This is a genomic window from Variovorax sp. Varisp53, assembly GCF_059491555.1.
The window spans coordinates 5,788,612-5,804,602 of sequence record NZ_CP168512.1; the positions used below are offsets into that span (position 1 = coordinate 5,788,612).

14 protein-coding genes are annotated in these 15,991 nt (G+C 69.7%); 10 read left to right on the forward strand and 4 right to left on the reverse strand.

Annotated features, from left to right (window positions below; all coding sequences use genetic code 11):
• Positions 1-36 precede the first annotated feature (36 nt).
• Positions 37-1,464, forward strand: coding sequence for a glycosyltransferase family protein (locus tag ACEOAB_RS27135; protein WP_413749727.1), 1,428 nt, complete (start codon positions 37-39; stop codon positions 1,462-1,464).
• 15 nt (positions 1,465-1,479) lie between these two features.
• Here the strand turns inward: ACEOAB_RS27135 and ACEOAB_RS27140 are convergent, their stop codons facing one another.
• Positions 1,480-1,974, reverse strand: a complete 495-nt coding sequence (locus ACEOAB_RS27140; RefSeq protein ID WP_495653229.1) for a hypothetical protein — start codon at positions 1,972-1,974, stop codon at positions 1,480-1,482.
• Positions 1,975-1,987: 13 nt separating this feature from the next.
• On the reverse strand, positions 1,988-2,230 hold the full coding sequence (locus tag ACEOAB_RS27145; protein ID WP_056589387.1) for a GlsB/YeaQ/YmgE family stress response membrane protein: 243 nt from the start codon (positions 2,228-2,230) through the stop codon (positions 1,988-1,990).
• Positions 2,231-2,425: 195 nt separating this feature from the next.
• Here ACEOAB_RS27145 and ACEOAB_RS27150 point away from each other — a divergent pair, with 195 nt between their 5' ends.
• The 9 genes from ACEOAB_RS27150 to ACEOAB_RS27190 all read left to right on the forward strand — a co-directional run bounded on the left by ACEOAB_RS27150 (position 2,426) and on the right by ACEOAB_RS27190 (position 12,314).
• A complete protein-coding gene (locus tag ACEOAB_RS27150; protein ID WP_413750839.1) occupies positions 2,426-3,955 on the forward strand; it encodes a class I adenylate-forming enzyme family protein in 1,530 nt (509 codons plus the stop codon).
• Positions 3,952-5,412 carry a sensor histidine kinase gene (locus tag ACEOAB_RS27155; RefSeq protein WP_056589390.1) on the forward strand — a complete coding sequence of 487 codons (1,461 nt, stop codon included), beginning with the start codon at positions 3,952-3,954 and terminating at the stop codon, positions 5,410-5,412. Before ACEOAB_RS27150 ends, ACEOAB_RS27155 begins: the two co-directional genes overlap by 4 nt.
• A complete protein-coding gene (locus ACEOAB_RS27160) occupies positions 5,397-6,752 on the forward strand; it encodes a sigma-54-dependent transcriptional regulator (RefSeq protein WP_413750841.1) in 1,356 nt (451 codons plus the stop codon). The genes ACEOAB_RS27155 and ACEOAB_RS27160 overlap by 16 nt, the downstream gene beginning before the upstream one ends.
• 150 nt (positions 6,753-6,902) lie before the next feature.
• Complete coding sequence (locus tag ACEOAB_RS27165; protein ID WP_495653230.1) at positions 6,903-7,664, forward strand: hypothetical protein; 762 nt, start codon at positions 6,903-6,905, stop codon at positions 7,662-7,664.
• A 19-nt stretch (positions 7,665-7,683) separates the two neighbouring features.
• Positions 7,684-8,793: an MFS transporter gene (locus ACEOAB_RS27170; protein ID WP_495653231.1), complete on the forward strand. Its 1,110-nt coding sequence runs from the start codon at positions 7,684-7,686 to the stop codon at positions 8,791-8,793.
• A 140-nt stretch (positions 8,794-8,933) separates the two neighbouring features.
• Positions 8,934-10,085 (forward strand): SLC13 family permease, encoded by a 1,152-nt coding sequence (locus tag ACEOAB_RS27175; protein ID WP_413751288.1) that lies wholly within the window; start codon positions 8,934-8,936, stop codon positions 10,083-10,085.
• A gap of 80 nt (positions 10,086-10,165) precedes the next feature.
• Entirely contained in the window at positions 10,166-10,876 is a 711-nt protein-coding gene (locus ACEOAB_RS27180) for a helix-turn-helix domain-containing protein (protein WP_495653232.1), read from the forward strand.
• A gap of 198 nt (positions 10,877-11,074) precedes the next feature.
• Positions 11,075-11,914 carry a DMT family transporter gene (locus ACEOAB_RS27185; RefSeq protein WP_495653233.1) on the forward strand — a complete coding sequence of 280 codons (840 nt, stop codon included), beginning with the start codon at positions 11,075-11,077 and terminating at the stop codon, positions 11,912-11,914.
• A gap of 76 nt (positions 11,915-11,990) precedes the next feature.
• Positions 11,991-12,314, forward strand: coding sequence for a hypothetical protein (locus ACEOAB_RS27190; RefSeq protein ID WP_056589413.1), 324 nt, complete (start codon positions 11,991-11,993; stop codon positions 12,312-12,314).
• A 7-nt stretch (positions 12,315-12,321) separates the two neighbouring features.
• Here the strand turns inward: ACEOAB_RS27190 and ACEOAB_RS27195 are convergent, their stop codons facing one another.
• Positions 12,322-13,323, reverse strand: coding sequence for a fimbrial protein (locus tag ACEOAB_RS27195; RefSeq protein ID WP_413749775.1), 1,002 nt, complete (start codon positions 13,321-13,323; stop codon positions 12,322-12,324).
• On the reverse strand, positions 13,320-15,986 hold the full coding sequence (locus tag ACEOAB_RS27200; RefSeq protein WP_495653234.1) for a fimbria/pilus outer membrane usher protein: 2,667 nt from the start codon (positions 15,984-15,986) through the stop codon (positions 13,320-13,322). The genes ACEOAB_RS27195 and ACEOAB_RS27200 overlap by 4 nt, the downstream gene beginning before the upstream one ends.
• Between the last annotated feature and the right edge of the window lie 5 nt (positions 15,987-15,991).

Sequence of the window (15,991 nt, forward strand, 5' to 3'; positions counted from 1 at the left end):
CGCCGCGGGACCACATCGAAAGGGAGAACGGATCAGATGGCCACCATCCTGACCACGCTGGCCACACGCCCCGTCGAGGGCCTGGTCGAGAACCACGCAGCCTATGCGCGCCGGTACGGCTACGCGCACCGCATCGCCGACAGCACCCACGTGTGGGGTCCGCGCCAGCCGGTCTTCTTCCGCTATCACGCGATCTACCAGCACCTGGCGCAAGCCGACGAGGGCAGCCTGCTGCTGGTGCTCGACCAGTTCGCGGTCGTCTACTGGCCCCGACCGCTGGAAGAGGCGTTCGACGGCATCGACGCGCTGGTCTGCGCGCAACCCGACGACGACGCGCTCTGCAACACCAGCATGCTGCTGCTGCGCAACACGGCTGCGGTGCGCGAGCAGGTGCGCCAGTTGGTCGATCATGTCTCCCACTGGTCAGTGCGCATCCTGGAGGACAACGAGCAGCCCGAGAACGCGCTGGTCGCCCATGTCTTCCCGCCCCGCCCCTGCGCCCTTCCCCTGCCCAACGGCATCCACGCCAACGTGCAGGCCAACTGGCCCGCGGGCAGCTACTACGAATCGATCCAGGGTGTGCGCCCGCTGGTGGCCAGCGACGCGCCCACCTGGCGCCGCACAGGCGCCGCAAACCAGTGGACGCCGGCGCTGGACTACGACTTCCGCGGCGTGCAGAACCTCGTCGAGGACGCCGCGGCCCTGGCCGCCGGCGAACGCCCGCCCTTCCTCGTGCTCGCCGAGACCGCGCCACCGCCCGGCGACGACCTGCACCTGAACCCCGGTGCGCGCATCGCCTTCGTCAGCATCTACACGCACCACATCGCCAGCTATGGCCGCATCCACGAAGAAAGCCTCGCGCGCTACTGCCTGCGCCATGGCTACGGCTACCACCTCTACCGCAAGGTGCCCGACTTTGCCAACGGGCTGACGGGCTCGTGGGCCAAGCCGCACGTCATGCGGCGCCACCTCGCGGAGCACGAGTTCCTGCTGTGGATCGATGCGGACATCCTGGCCATGAACCAGTCGCTGCGCATGGAGCCGCTGGTCGACGGCCGGCAGGCGCTGGTGGGCAACGACCACACGGCCTGGAACATGAACTCCAGCGTGGTCGGCGTGCGCAACACGCCCGCGATGCACGCGCTGGTGGAAGACGTCTGCCGGCAGATCGAGGCCGCGCCCGACCGCTCGTCGGTGCACGCCAACGGCGGCGACCAGACCTACTTCGCGAATGTCTTCAATGCTCACGGCCTCGTCACCGAAGCCCAGGTGGTGGACACGCTGTCGCTGGACGCGCCTGCGATCTACGCGACCACCGACAGCCACTTCGTGCATTTCCCGACGCAGCTGACGCCGCAGCGTGCGGCATCCATGCACTTCTGGAACCAGCGCAGCCTGGCGCGCGATGCGCATGAGCGCGGCGGCGACACGGCGCAGCCCGAGCCCCCTGCGTCGTCCCGCTGACCGGGCCGCGCGGCCTCAACCGCGCGTGGCGTTTTCCTTCATCTTCGCCAGCGCGATGGCAATCGCCGCGCCACCCAGCGTCTTGATCAGCCCCGAGTGCTGCGCATAGAACCGGCTCACCTCGTCGATCAAGCCCGCGTGCTGCTGCTCGGCATGCGCGGCGATTTCGGTCACCTGCGCAGGCGACAGCTGCGAGGCCTGGTCGGGCGTGACCTGCGTCTGCCCCGGCTGCAGCATGCGGCCGAGCACGCCGCCGGCCAGCGCCGAGGCCGCTGCCGGGCCCAGCGTGGCCAGGATCTGGTTGAGCACGCCGGCCTGCTGCTGCGGCGACGACTGGCCGAACAGCTTGCCCACCATGTCGCCGAAAGGCGGCGTCTGGTCGGAGCGCATGGCAGCGGCGAGCCCCGCACCGACTTCGTCGGTCGATGCTTGCTGCGTGACCTTGTCGAGGTGGGCCTCGGGGCTGTCGTTGCCGCCGATGGCCTGCTGGAGGATGTCGAGTAAACCCATGGAGATCTCCTTGTTACCGGGTCACGAGATGCCAGACCCCGAGCAGCAGGGCCGCGCCGATCACCGAGGCGATGAAGCCGGCGCCCGCGCCCGCAGCGTACAGCCCCAGGGCCTGTCCTGCATAGGTCGCCACCAGCGACCCGGCAATGCCCAGAATCACGGTGAGGATGAACCCCATGGAGTTGTTGCCCGGCAGGATGGCGCGGGCGATCAGCCCCGCGATGAAGCCGATCAAGATGGTCCAGATGATGTGCAAGAGAGACTCCCTGTCTATTGAAAAAAGATGACGCGGGATCGTTGCCCGCCCATCCTGAGCGCGGCCTGACGGTACGCCCTCCGACAGCCGCGCGGTCGCCAAGGAGCTGGCCGAAAGCGGCAGCATTTCGCTATCCTGCCGGCTGCTCAAGAAGAAGGAATGACCTTGCAAACGCACCCTGCCGTTCAAGCCGAAATGGAACACGCTTTCGGCGCCATTGCCGATCTGGTCCGCCTCCATGCGCAACACACGCCCGACCACGCCGCGCTGGCCGATGCCGGGCGCACGCTGGACTACCGCGCACTCGACGCGCTCATGGACCGCGTCGCGGCCAGCCTGCAGCGCGACGGGCTCCAGCCCGGCGATGCCATCGCCATCTGCGCCTCGTCGTCGGTGAACTACGCGGCGGTGTTCCTGGGCGCGCTGCGCGCGGGCGTCGCGGTGGCCCCGCTGGCGCCCGGCTCCACGCCCGCCAGCCTGGCCCGGATGATCGAGGACGCCGATGCGCGCATCCTGTTCAGCGACGCCTCGGCCGCCGAGGTGATCGGGCCGGCGAAGGAAGGCGGCATTGCACGCGTCGCGCTCGACGGCTCGAACGTGGGCCGCGACATCGAAAGCTGGCTCGCGCCGGCAGGTGCGCAACCCAAGGCTGTGGAGACGCAGCCTTCGTGGCCCTTCAACATCATCTATTCGTCGGGCACCACGGGCGAGCCCAAGGGCATCGTGCAGGGCCACGGCATGCGCTGGGCCCACGTGCAGCGCGGCGCCAAATATGAATACGGTCCCGACACCGTCACGCTGCTGTCGACGCCGCTGTACTCCAACACCACGCTGGTGGTGTTCTTCCCCACCATCGCCTTCGGCGGCTGCGTGGTGCTGATGCCCAAGTTCGACGCGCTCGGCTACCTACAGCTGGCCGAGCAACGCCGCGTGACGCACACCATGCTCGTGCCGGTGCAGTACCAGCGGCTGATGGCGCATCCGCGCTTCGACGCGCACGACCTGTCGTCGTTCCGCTTCAAGTTCAGCACCAGCGCGCCCTTCAACGCCGCGCTCAAGGCCGACGTGCTCAAGCGCTGGCCCGGCGGGCTGATCGAGTTTTACGGCATGACCGAGGGCGGCGGCACCTGCATCCTGGAAGCACACCTGAACCCGACCAAGCTGCACACGGTAGGCCAGCCCGCCGAGGGCAGCGACATCCGCCTGATCGACGAGGAAGGCAACGAACTGCCGCGCGGCAACACCGAGGTGGCCGGCGAGGTGGTGGGCCACTCGGGCGGCATGATGACCGGCTACCACCGCCAGCCCGAGAAGACGCGCGAGGCCGAATGGTTCGATGCCACCGGCAAGCGCTTCATCCGCACCGGCGACGTGGGCCGATTCGACGCCGACGGCTTTCTCACGCTGTTCGACCGCAAGAAGGACATGATCATCAGCGGCGGCTTCAACATCTACCCGAGCGACCTCGAGTCCGTGCTGCGCGGCCATGCGGCGGTGGCCGATGTGGCCGTGATCGGCGTGCCGTCGGAGCAATGGGGCGAAACGCCGGTGGCCTTCGTGGTGCGCCGCGAGGGCGACAGCACCACCGAAGACGCGCTGCTGCAATGGACCAACGCCCAGCTCGGCAAGACGCAGCGCCTGGCACGGCTCTCCTTCATCGAGGAGCTGCCGCGCAGCGCCATCGGCAAGGTGCTCAAGCGCGAACTGCGTGAACGCGGTGGATGAAATCCCTTCGCGGTCAGCTGGTCTTTTTCTGGGTGCTTCTGTTCGGCATGTGCGCCGCACTGGCCGTGGTGATGCTCACGCTCTACCGCAGCAGTGCCGGCGCGCAAGTGGCTGCGGGGCGCGCTGCGACCGAGCAGTCGTGCCGCGCGATCGCGGCGCGCTATGCCAGGTCGGCGGCCGCACCTTCCTCGGCGCAGCCGCAGGTCGATCTGCTGCAGGTGCTGCTGCAGCTGGTGCTGATCGAGGCGCCCCATGTCGAGGGCGGCGTGTGGCAGGCCGCCGGCGGGCAGTTGGCCTATGCCTACCCCACCTACGAAGGCAGCGGCGTCAAGCGCGACGTGCCCGCGGCCGAGCAGCCGCTGATCGCCGAGCTGGCGCAGCTCGCGACGCGCACCCGGCAGCCGCAGACCGATGTGGTGCGCGGCAGCCGTGAGGCACTGATCGTCTCGGCCTGCCCGCTGGCCGCGCCGGGCAACGACCTGGCGGCGTGGACCATGACTCGCACCAGCAGCGGCGCGCTGGCCGCGCAGGACAGCCTGCGCACCGGCCTGGGCGTCCTGCTGGCGCTGGTGCTGGCGTCGGGCCTTTGGCTCGGCTTCATCCTTCGACGCGGGCTGCGCCATGTGCAGCGCCTCGAAACCCGGCTCGCGCAGGCCGATGCGGACGGCGATGCCATGCCCGAGCTGCCGCGCACCGGCGTGCGCGAACTCGACCGCATCGTCGACGGCTTCAACCGCTACCGCCTGCGCTTCGAGGAGGCGCGCATGAACGTGCGCGCGGCCGCGCAGCAGCACAGCCGCGACCAGCGCCTGGCGGCACTCGGCCGCATGACCGGCGGTATCGCCCACGAGATCCGCAACCCGATCGCCACGATGCGGCTGAAGGCCGAGAACGCACTGGCCGCCGCGCCCGAGCGGCAGGGCCAGGCGCTGCAGGTCATCGTCGGGCAGATCGACCGGCTCGACGGCCTCGTGCAAAGCCTGCTCGCGCTGGTGCAGCCGGTGGCCCTCGCACCGGCCGAGGTGGCGCTTCATCGCTGGCTCGAAGAGCGCGTGGCCGCCGTCGCGCCGAAGGCAGCGGCGGGCGGCGTGCAGATCTCGCTGCATCACGACTTGCCCGCCAGTGCCGTGTTCGACCCGGTGCACCTTGCGCGTGCCGTCGACAACCTGCTCGACAACGCCGTGCGCCATGCGCCGCGCGGCGGCCATGTGGTGCTGTCCGTCGTGCAGCCCGATGCGCGCATGCTGCTCATCCGCGTGGACGACGACGGCCCGGGCGTACCCGAATCGCTGCAGGCCAGCCTCTTCGAGCCCTTTGCCACCGGCCGCGCCGACGGCACCGGGCTGGGCCTGGCGCTGGCGCGCGAAGTGGCGCTGGCGCACGGCGGCGAGCTGCATCATGTGCCCATGCAACCGGGCACCCGCTTCGAACTGGAGCTTCCATGGCGCACCTCCTGATCGTCGACGACGACAACGCCTTCCGCGACACGCTCGCCGAAACACTGCAAGGCCTCGGCCACGGCGTGGTGGCGACGGCCAGCGGCGCCGAGGCGCTGGAAACGCTGTCGTCATCGCGCGAGGGCTTCGACGCCGTGTTCCTCGACCACCGCATGGCCGGCATGGACGGCCTGCAGACGCTCGCGGCCATGCAGGCCACCCTAGTGCGCCTGCCGCCGGTGATCGTGCTCACGGCGTTCGCGAGCGCGGGCAACACCATCGAGGCGATGCGCCTGGGCGCCTTCGATCACCTGGCCAAGCCGATCAGCCGCGAGGCGGTGCGCGAGGTGCTGGAACGCGCGCTGCAGCAGCACGCGGCAGCGTCGCCCTCCGGTGTGCCGCAGGACGACGACGGCAGCGACCTGATCGGCCCGAGCCACGCGATGCGCGAGGTGCACAAGCGCATCGGCCTGGCCGCCGCCAGCGCGATGCCGGTGCTGGTCCTCGGCGAAACCGGCACCGGCAAGGAAATGGTGGCGCGCGCGCTGCACCGCCATTCGGCCCGCGCCGACCGGCCTTTCGTGGCCGTCAACTGCTCGGCGATTCCGAAGGAGCTGCTCGAAAGCGAACTCTTCGGCCACGTGCGCGGCGCCTTCACCGGCGCGACCGGCGAGCGCCCCGGCTGTTTTCGCGCGGCCGATGGCGGCGTGCTGCTGCTCGACGAGATCGGCGACATGGCACTGGACGTGCAGGCCAAGATCCTGCGCGCGCTGCAGGAGGGCGAGGTCACGCCGCTGGGCAGTCACCGGACGGTGAAGGTCGACGTGCGCGTGATCGCCGCGACGCACCGCGACCTGGCCGCCGCCGTGCGCGAGGGGCGCTTTCGCGAAGACTTGCTGTACCGGCTCGACGTGCTGTCGATCCGCATGCCGCCGCTGCGCGAGCGGCTGGCCGACATCATCCCGCTGGCCGAGCACTTCCTGCGCCGCGCGGCCGCATCCGATGCGCCGAAGGCGCTGTCGGCCGAGGCCGCGCAACGGCTGCTGAGCCACCCATGGCCCGGCAACGTGCGCGAACTGCGCAACGTGATGGAGCGCTGCCATGCGCTGGTACGGCACCGCGTGATCGGCGCGGCGGACCTGGCCATCGGACCCGGGGCCGCGCCACGCGGCGAAGCGTCCGACACCGTGCCGGCCGAGTGGCTCGAAGGCGAACTGCCCGCCGCCGTCGAAAAGCTCGAGCGCCTGCTGATCGCCCACGCGCTGGCCCAGACGCAGGGCAACCGTGCCGAGGCCGCACGCCGCCTGGGCATTCACCGTCAATTGCTCTATCGCAAGCTGACGCAGTACGGGATCGACTGAGGCGAAGCGTCCGGAAAGCGGACGCCTGGTGTCCCCGGATCATGCGGCTGCCGCCCACACGGCGCGCGCAAGTCATTGATTTCAAAGGGTTCATGCGCTGGCACGTTGTGTGAGATGTCCATGGGGTCTCCATTCCACAAGGAACCGCTCATGACCTCCCGCCTCGCCCTCACCGCCGCCGCCTGCCTGCTGGCCGGCAGCGCCGCCTTCGCCCAACGGCCACCCGCGCCGCCGCACGGACCCATGCCCCCGCCGCACGGCGCCATCGCATTTCAGGCCGAGATGGTTGCCACCGGCCGCGTGCAGCAATGGCTGATCAACCCGAACGGCGAGGCCGATGGCCTTCTGCTGTCCGATGGCACGCAGGTCGCCTTTCCACCGCACCTCTCGGCCGCCATGATGCAGATGCTCAGGCCCGGCGACACGGTGCAGGTCAGCGGCTGGCGCGCCCCCAGCGTGCCGGTGGTGCGCGCGCAGACCATCGGCGCCAACGGCCGCAGCGTAACCGACCAGCCGCCGATGCCGGGCATGGCCCCGCCGCCGCTGCGCGACCCGGGCACGCTCGTCGCCATGTCGGCGGGGGGCCGCATCGAGCGCCTGCTGTACACCGACCGCGGCGACGTGCACGGCGTGGTGCTCGCCGACAAGACCATCGTGCGCTTCCCGCCGCACATCGGCGCGATGTACGGCGCCCAGCTGCAACCCGGCGCGCAGCTGCATGCGCGCGGCTGGGGCACGCGCGGCGCACAAGGCACCGCGCTGGAAGCGACGAGCCTCGGCCCGAGCGCCGACACGGTGCGCGAAGTGTTCGGCGGGGCCGGTGTCCCCTGGGGTCCGCGCGGCGCCGGTCCCATGCCGCCCGCCGCGCCGATGATGATGCCGCCTCCGCCGGCGCCGGCGCCCGCTTCCTGATCCCTCGCACCGGCCCGCCATGACCACCACCGCTCCCTCCCGCCGCAGCCTGCGCGCCCTCGACGCGCTCGTCTTCTTCGCGCCCGACATCCAGGGCGGCGTCGGTCCGTTCCTGATCGTCTTCATGGCCGGCACGCTGGCCTGGGATCCGCAGCGCATCGGCACCGTGATGTTCGTCTCGGCGCTGGTCGGGCTGGCGATGCAGGCGCCGGCCGGCGCGCTGATCGACAGCGTGCGGCACAAGCCGCGCTGGATCGCCGGGGCCATCGCGCTCATCGCGAGCTGCCTCGTGGTCATGGCGAATTGGCCGGGATACGGCGTCATCCTCGCGGGACAGTCGCTGATCGGCGCGGCCGGCACGCTGGTTGCGCCCGCCATCGCCGCCACCAGCCTGGGCATGGTGGGCCGTGCGGGGCTGGACGCCCGCGTCGGCCGCAACGTCGCGATCACGGCGGCCGGCACGGTGCTGTGGGCGCTGGGCACCGGCTGGGTGGGCCATGCCTTCGGGCCGCATGCGATGTTCTTCTATGCGGTGGCGATGGCGCTGCCGACCATCGCGGCGGCGCTCGCCATCCGCCACCGGGACATCGACCTGCGCCTTGCGCGCGGCGCCGATGCGCAGGCCGGCGGTGCACCCTCCACGGCGCGCTGGCACGACCATCGCCTCTTCGTGCTGCTGGCCTGCGCCTTCCTGTTCCACCTGGCCAATGCCGCGATGCTCACGCTGGTGGCGCAAAAGGTCGGCAAGCAGTCCGGCAGTTCGGCCACGCTGTGGCTCTCGGGCGGCGTGATCGTCACGCAGCTGGTGACCATCCCGATCGGCCTCGCGGTCGGGCGCTGGGCGCCGCGGCTCGCGCGCAAGCCGATCTTCCTGGTCGGCTTCGCGGTGCTGCCGGTGCGCGGGCTGCTCTACCTGCTGGCCGACAGCCCTGCCGTGCTGCTGGCGCTGCAGGTGCTCGACGGCATCGGCGCGGCCATCTTCGGCGCCATGTTCACACTGATGATCGGCGACCTGACGCGCGGCAGCGGCCACTTCAACTTTGCGCTCGGCCTCGGTGGGGCCTGCGTGGGGCTGGGCGCTGCGCTCAGCAACCTGGTCGCGGGCACGGTCGCGCACCAGGCCCGCTAAGGCACCGCATTTGTCATGCTCGCGGGCATTGCGGCCGGTGCCCTGACGCTGTTTGCCCTGGCAATGCCCGAAACTCGCCACCGGCCTCGTTCTTCTCCCGCGAACGCGCCGGCCGCCTCCGCCCTGACCACCACCGCCCCATGACCAAAGACACTGCGCCCGCCCTGCCTCCTGCCTCCCCCGACGACAACGCCCCGTTGCCGCACGAAAGCGGCGGCAATGGCCTGCTCTGGGTGCTGCTGGTGGTGGCTGTGGTGTTCGCCTTCTTGCGGCCGCGCGCACCGATGGACTGGCTCCAGCTGGTCGACTGGCAGACCGTGGGAGCCCTGGCCGGGCTGCTCGCGATCACACAGGGGGTGGAGAGGAGCGGCATGCTGCAATCGGCCGCGCAGCGCCTGCTCGCACGCACCACCGACCTGCGCCAGCTCGCGCTGCTGCTCACCGCCACCGCCGTCGTGCTGTCGGCGCTCGTCACCAACGACGTGAGCCTGTTCCTGCTGGTGCCGCTCACGCGCGTGCTGGCCACGCAGGCGCACCTGCCGCTGGCGCGGCTGGTGGTGCTGGAAGCGCTGGCGGTGAACGCGGGCTCTGCCCTCACGCCCATCGGCAATCCGCAGAACCTGTACCTGTGGCACCGCACCGGCGAGAGCTTCGGCGGCTTCATGGCCATGATGGCGCCCACGGTGCTCGTCATGCTGCTCTGGCTGGTCGTGGCCGTGTGGCTGCTGGCGCCGCGAACGCCGATCGCGCTCAAGCCCGCCGCCGAGCCCACCGCGGTACGGCCGCAACTGCTGGCGCTGTCGGGCGTGCTGTTCGTGGGCTTCGTCGTCGCGCTCGACCGGCACTGGCTGCTGGCGGGCCTGGCGGTGGTGTTCGGCGCCTACCTGCTGTTCCAGCGCCGCGTGCTGCGCGATGTCGACTGGGCGCTGCTGGCGATCATCGCGCTGATGTTCGTCGACCTGCGCCAGCTCGCCGAGCTGCCGGCCGTGGCCGCGACCGTGGGACAGTGGCCGATTGCCGAAGGCTGGCGCGCGTACTTCGCGGCCATCGTCACCTCGCAATTCATCAGCAATGTGCCGGCCACCATCTTGCTGGACCGCTACGTGCACGACCTGCCCGCGCTCGCGGCCGGCGTGAGCGTGGGCGGCTTCGGCTGCGTGCTGGGCTCGCTGGCCAACCTGATCGCACTGCGGCTGGCCAAGGTGCCGCACGGGCTGCGCGAGTTCCACCGCATCAGCATTCCGTTTCTGATCGTGTGCGCGGCGTCGGCGGTGCTGCTGCGGCTCGGTTGATGGCGCCGCGCGCGCCTTCAGGAGCCTGAAGGCCGGCAGTTGTCCGCCTCGAAGAGGCTGCGCGGACAATACGCAAGAACATGTACACCCCTGCCTCTTCCCTGCCGACGAGCCACGCACTCTCGCTGCGCAACTACGGCGACTCGCACGGCAGCCACGCGCACGACCATTTCCAGGTGCTGATCGGCCTCGACGGCGTGCTGGAGATCGAAGTGGAAGGCCGCGGTGCCGGCGTCGGCGTGGGCGAGGCGCAGGTGGTCGCACCCGGCGAACGGCACGACTTCAGCGCGCGCAAGCAAGGCAGCGTGTGCCTGGTGCTCGACACCACGCACACGGCATGGGCCCGCTGCACCGAGCGCGCACCGCCCGACGCGCCGCAGCTGCACACGCTGGCGCGCTACCTGGCGCAATGCCTGCGGCAGCCGCAGGCCTCGGCCCTGGCCCTGCATAACGGGCCCGCGCTGCTGCTGGAGGCCTGGAACCCCGCGCCGCTCTCTCATTCGGATTCACGCCGCCGTCGCATCGACTGGCCTGTGCTCGCCGACTGGGCCCGCGCCCGCTGGCACGAACCGCTGGGCGTGGCCGACCTGGCCGGTGCCGCCTGCCTCAGCCCGAGCCAGTTCGCGCAGCGCTGCCGCGACGAACAGGGCATGGGCGCGATGCACTGGCTGCGCTCGCTGCGGCTGGCGCATGCGCGCGAGCTGCGGCTCGGCGGAATGAGCGTGGCCGAAACGGCGCGCCTAACGGGCTATCGCTCGCCATCGGCGCTCACGGCAGCGCTTCGGCGCTGACTTCGGCATTTCTCCCTCCCCCGCTGGGGGAGGGCCGGGGTGGGGGCACGGCGGCGTCGAAAACGGCGCAGCACCTGCTCCAAGGCCTGCCCCCATCCCGACCTTCCCCCAGAGGGGGAAGGAGCAAGACCCAATACCGTCGTTGCGCGACGACGAACCGTCATTGCACGACGACCTCATCGCATAGCCTCGGCCTCCATGTCGTCGACCGTCTACGCCCTTCTCGCCATCGCGCTCTGGACCACCCTCGCCTCGCTCGGCACGGCCTTGTCCCACCTGCCCCCGTTCCTGCTCACCGGCCTCGCGCTCATCATCGGCAGCGTGCCGAGCTGGCCGCTCGTGCTGCGCGACCGCCGCGCATGGAAGGTGCCGCCGCGCACGCTGGCGCTGGGCATCTACGGGCTGTTCGGCTATCACTTCCTGCTGTTCATCGCGCTGCGCTACGCCCCGCCGGTCGAGGCCAACCTGGTCAACTACCTGTGGCCGCTGCTCATGGTGGTGCTGGCGCCGGTGCTGCTGCCGGGCGTGTCGCTGCGGCCGCTGCACCTGGTGGCGGGCTTGCTGGGCTTCGCGGGCGCGGCTGCCGCGATCCTCGGCGCAAGGGTTGGCGCCACGGCCGTCGCCGGCTACTGGGGCTTCCTGCCGGCGCTGGCCTCGGCTTTCGTCTGGGCCAGCTACTCGCTGTGGACGAAGCGCGTCGCGGCCTTCCCGACCTCGGCGATCGGCCTGTTCGGGCTGGTCTCGGGCCTGCTCTCGCTGGCCTGCCATGCGGTGCTCGAACCTTCCGTGGCGCTGTCGGGCCGCGACTGGCTGCTGCTCGTGCTGTGCGGCCTCGGTCCGCTGGGCGCGGCCTTCTTCGTGTGGGACATGGCGCTCAAGCGCGGCGACGCACGGCAGATCGGCATCCTGAGCTACATCACGCCGCTGGGCTCGACCGCGCTGCTGCTGCTCGTCACCGGCAGGCCGCTGACCTGGACCATCGCGCTCGCGGCCTGGCTCATCATCTTGGCCGCGATCATGGGCACGCGCGCACGCTGAATCAGGCTGTATCCGACGGATTGCCCGCATTTTTCTGGCTAGAGTGGGGGCCAAGGAAAAAAAGGAGCCAATTCCCATGGACAGCAAGAGCAAGAGCGAGGATTTCGAGATCACGCCCAAGCTGGTGTTTGACCTGAACCTGGCGCTGTACCTCGACCTCGTGGCCGCGCTGGAGGGCGCGGGCGCCGTCACCTACCGCCAGATGGCGGCCCGGGTGCTGAACATCAGCATGGACGCGCGCAGCGACGGCGAGACCGGCCTGTCGACGGTGCTCGAAGGCATCGCCAAGGGTTTCGCGGGCCACGGCGAAGGGCTGTCGATCGAGCTGCTGAAGGCCGCGCGCGGCCTGCGCGAGGACGAGGCGATGGGCGACATTCCCATGCGCCCCGACGAAAACTGAGCGCTGGCTATTTGTAGTCGAGGGTGAAGGTGGCCGTGCCGTCCGCACGCCCTGGTGTCACCTTGTTGCCCGTCTGGTAGTAGCGCGCGGTGTACGGCAGCACATAGTCGCCATTCTTCGATGGGCCGACCAGCGTGTCTTCGCCGAACGCGACCGGCAGGCTCTGGTTGTCGACCACCTGGATGCCGACGCCGGTGGCAGTGCCTGTGCCGCCCTGCGTGATCTTCAGCACGCCTCGTTCGTTCGACGGGTCCGGCGTGGCATCCATGCGCAGGTGGACGGTGTTCTGCATGTTCTGCCCCGCCTGGCAGTTGAGCTTGATGTTGAAGTTGCGGTCTCCGGTGGTGGAGCCCCTGCCCTTGAAGTTGCTCTGGGGCACCCTTCCGAACTGCACCGAAATGTTCCGGGAGCCCAGATCCACCGAGCATGACGGCGTGACGATGGTGATGCCATTGCCGGAGAGCACGGTGGTCAGCATCGACACACCGTCGCCGTCACCGTGGTAGCGGGTATAGGTCCCCGAGGCCAGTGGCCCGTTTCCGGTAGCGGCCGCTGTTTTTATCAGCTCGACCTGGAACTGCGTTCCCAGCGGAAAGTAGATGTAGACGGGTCCACGCGGAAGCCGGTGCGGGTAGTTCACGGTCAGCGTTGCGTCGATCACTCGCGACAAGCGGATGCCGATACCTGGCACCGCCGTCGAGTAGGTCGTCGGATCGCTCGGCATGGGTGCTCCCTGCAGCATCTCCCCGATGAGCGTGCCGCCGCCACGGGTGCAGTCGAACATGTACTCCGCGGTGCCCCTGGTTGGAATAGGAAACACCTTCCTCGCAATCACGGCTCCGACAGGCAGATCATTGGAAATGATCACTTTGCCCATGTCCATGGTGATGAACTTCTCCGCCGTGCCTGGGTAGCGCGTGCACGCCGCCCAGGCGCCTTGCGCGCCGAGCAGCGCCACCGCTGCCGCAACGGCGATACGCATGAGGCCAGAAGAAATGCTGTGGCTCATTCCGTTCCCTTTGGTTGTTTGTCGTTTGGCGTGGGGGCGGCTGTGGCGGTGGCGTCGCATTGGCCGCTCAGCTCGTGGATCGGCGGTGGGTTCTTTTCTTCGGGAAGGCTGTAGCGCACGACGCACTGGTCGGTCTTGCCAGTCCCCCAACGCACGGTCAGGCGGCCGGTGCTGCCTGCGCCAGTGACGAAAGCCTGCCCCTCGGGACCGACGATGCCGACCTCCTGGCCCGCCTCGTTCTCGACCTTCGAGCCCAAGGGCAGCATGCGGCCTCCCGGGTCGGTCAGCGTCATCAGCAGGCGGAAGCCCACCGAGGTCTCGAACTTCGCGCGCACCACGGCGCCGCGCGTGGGCACCACCTCGGTCGCGGCGTTCTTCACCTCCACCGTGTCGCCGAGATCGGCCGTGCGGACGGCCAGGCGGTTCAGGCGGTACGGCGTCAGGTGGGGAACGACGGCATTGCCGGCCCAATCGGTCGCCACGCCGGGCTGCGACTCGAAACCCACGCCCTGCGCCCCTGGCGCCTGCACCAGCGCCACGGTTTCGCCGAGCCGCTGCGACAGCGTGACACCGCCGCCATGGATCAGCACCCCACCGGCCATGCCGAAGGTGCTTTGGCCATAGCCGCGGCCCATCGAGTGGCCGACGTCGAAACGCCCGACCGGCGACAGGTAACTCGCACCCGCGCTGCCGCTGTCGCTGCCGCCCCGGTTCGCATGGCCGGCCGTCACGTTGTAAGTCAGGCGGCTGTCGTCGAAGGCCGAGCCATAGACGCTGGCCTGCTGGTTGACGCGGCCGCCGCCGTCGCGGGTCACGGCGTACTGGGCGCTGGCGCGGGTGTCGCCGAGCGGAACGGTCAGCGTGAACATGATCTGGCGGCTTGCCGGCCGGTTCAGGCTGGTGGTGTAGTTGTAGAACACGCTGTAGCCGAACTGCTTGTAGTTGCCCGAGTAGCCCAGCTGCACCAGCCGGTCCTTGGCAGTGGTGCCCCAGTAGCTCTGCTGGCGTGCGGACGCGTACACCGTGCCCTGGTCGCCGAGTTGCTGCGACAGCTCGAAGCGCACCTCGTTGCGGCGGCTGTTGAACGACTCGAAGGGTTGCAGGTCCTGCATCTGCACCGCTTCCTGGAAGGTGCGGTAGCCGCTGGTCGAATAGCGGTAGCCGGCCACGCGGAAATTGGTGCCCGAATCGAGAAAGGCCTTCGAGTAGAGGAAGCGCAGCGATTGCCCGTCGTAGGTCCTCACGCCGTGGGCGGGGGTGCGGTCGGTGGTGCGCGCGCTCGACAGGTCGACCGACACGGCCCCGAAATCGCGCAGGTTCTTGCCGACGCCCACGAGCAGCGACTGGTACATGTTCGCCATCAGCGCGCCGCCGTAGAGCGAGAACTCGTTGCCCAGGCCGCGCGCCAGCGTCGCCTGCATGAAAGCCGGCTGCGAGAGGGAACGCCGCGTGCCCGGTGTGCCGCCGTGATAGCCGTTGCGGTATTTGCCCGCGGTGGCCGAATAGCGCCAGGTGCCTTCGCGCAGCAGCGTGGGCACGGCCGAGAAGGCCTGGGTGTACCGGGTCTGCCGGCCGTCGGCCTCGGCAATGGTCACCTCGAGGTCGCCGCTCGACGCGGTCGGATAGAGGTCGTCGATGACGAACGGGCCCGGCGCCACGAAGGTGCTGTAGACGACATAGCCGTTCTGGCGCACCGTGACGCGTGCGTTGGTCTGCGCCACGCCGCGGATGGTGGGCGCATAGCCTTGCTGGCTGTCGGGCAGCATTGCGTCGTCGGACGACAGCTGCACGCCGCGAAACGGCAGGCTGTCGAAGAAGTTGCCCGGCGTGTTGCCGTCGCCGATCAACAGCCGGCCGTTGATGGAGGCGAGGTCGCGCTGCGCGTAGGTGCTGATGCCCTGCCAGCGGCTGCGGCCATCGATGCCCCGGTTGTAGGTCGAGAAGTGGCGCAAGCGCCAGTCGCCGTGGTTGAAGCCGGCGCGCAGGCCCGCGAACAGGGTGTTGCGCTGGAGGGTGTTCCTGTTGCGATCGGCAAAGGGGTTGCCGTCGAACACGTTCTGCGGCACCGCAAAGGGGTTGGCATCGTTGCGGTAGCGGTTGCCGCTGTAGCGCGCGAAATTCAGCTGGTAGTCGAACATGCCGGCGGTGATGCCCCTGTCCCATTTCTCGGGACCGACCGCGCCGCGCGCCGAGCGCTTCAGCGCCGCCTGCGGAATGCTGACGAACAGGCGCTGCTTGCCGCCGTCATAGGTGAACGCCGCATCGGGAATGGTCGCAGCCAGATCGACGCAGGCATCGTCCGCGGCGCTCGCCAGCGCGGGGAACACCGCCACGTTGACACCCCAGTCGTCGAGCATGGGGCGCGTGAGGCAGGGCACGGCGTCGTTCTTGCCGTCCTTCTCGACGAAGCGGATTTCGGTTTGTCCGGCGCCGCGTTCGTTGAGCGACACGTCGACCATGTACTTGCCGGCCAGCACGCGGTTGCCGAAGGAGAAAAGCGACAGGTCCGCATGCGGCTGGTCGCCACCGATGCCGAGGAACTCTTCGTTGAAGCTGGAGCCAGCCACCTGCTGCTGCGCATGGCCGGGCAGGCCCATGGCGCCCAGCAAGGCGGCGCATATCGTCAGCCGGAACGGCGCGTGGAAAGCGAGTGAGCAACGCATGGCGG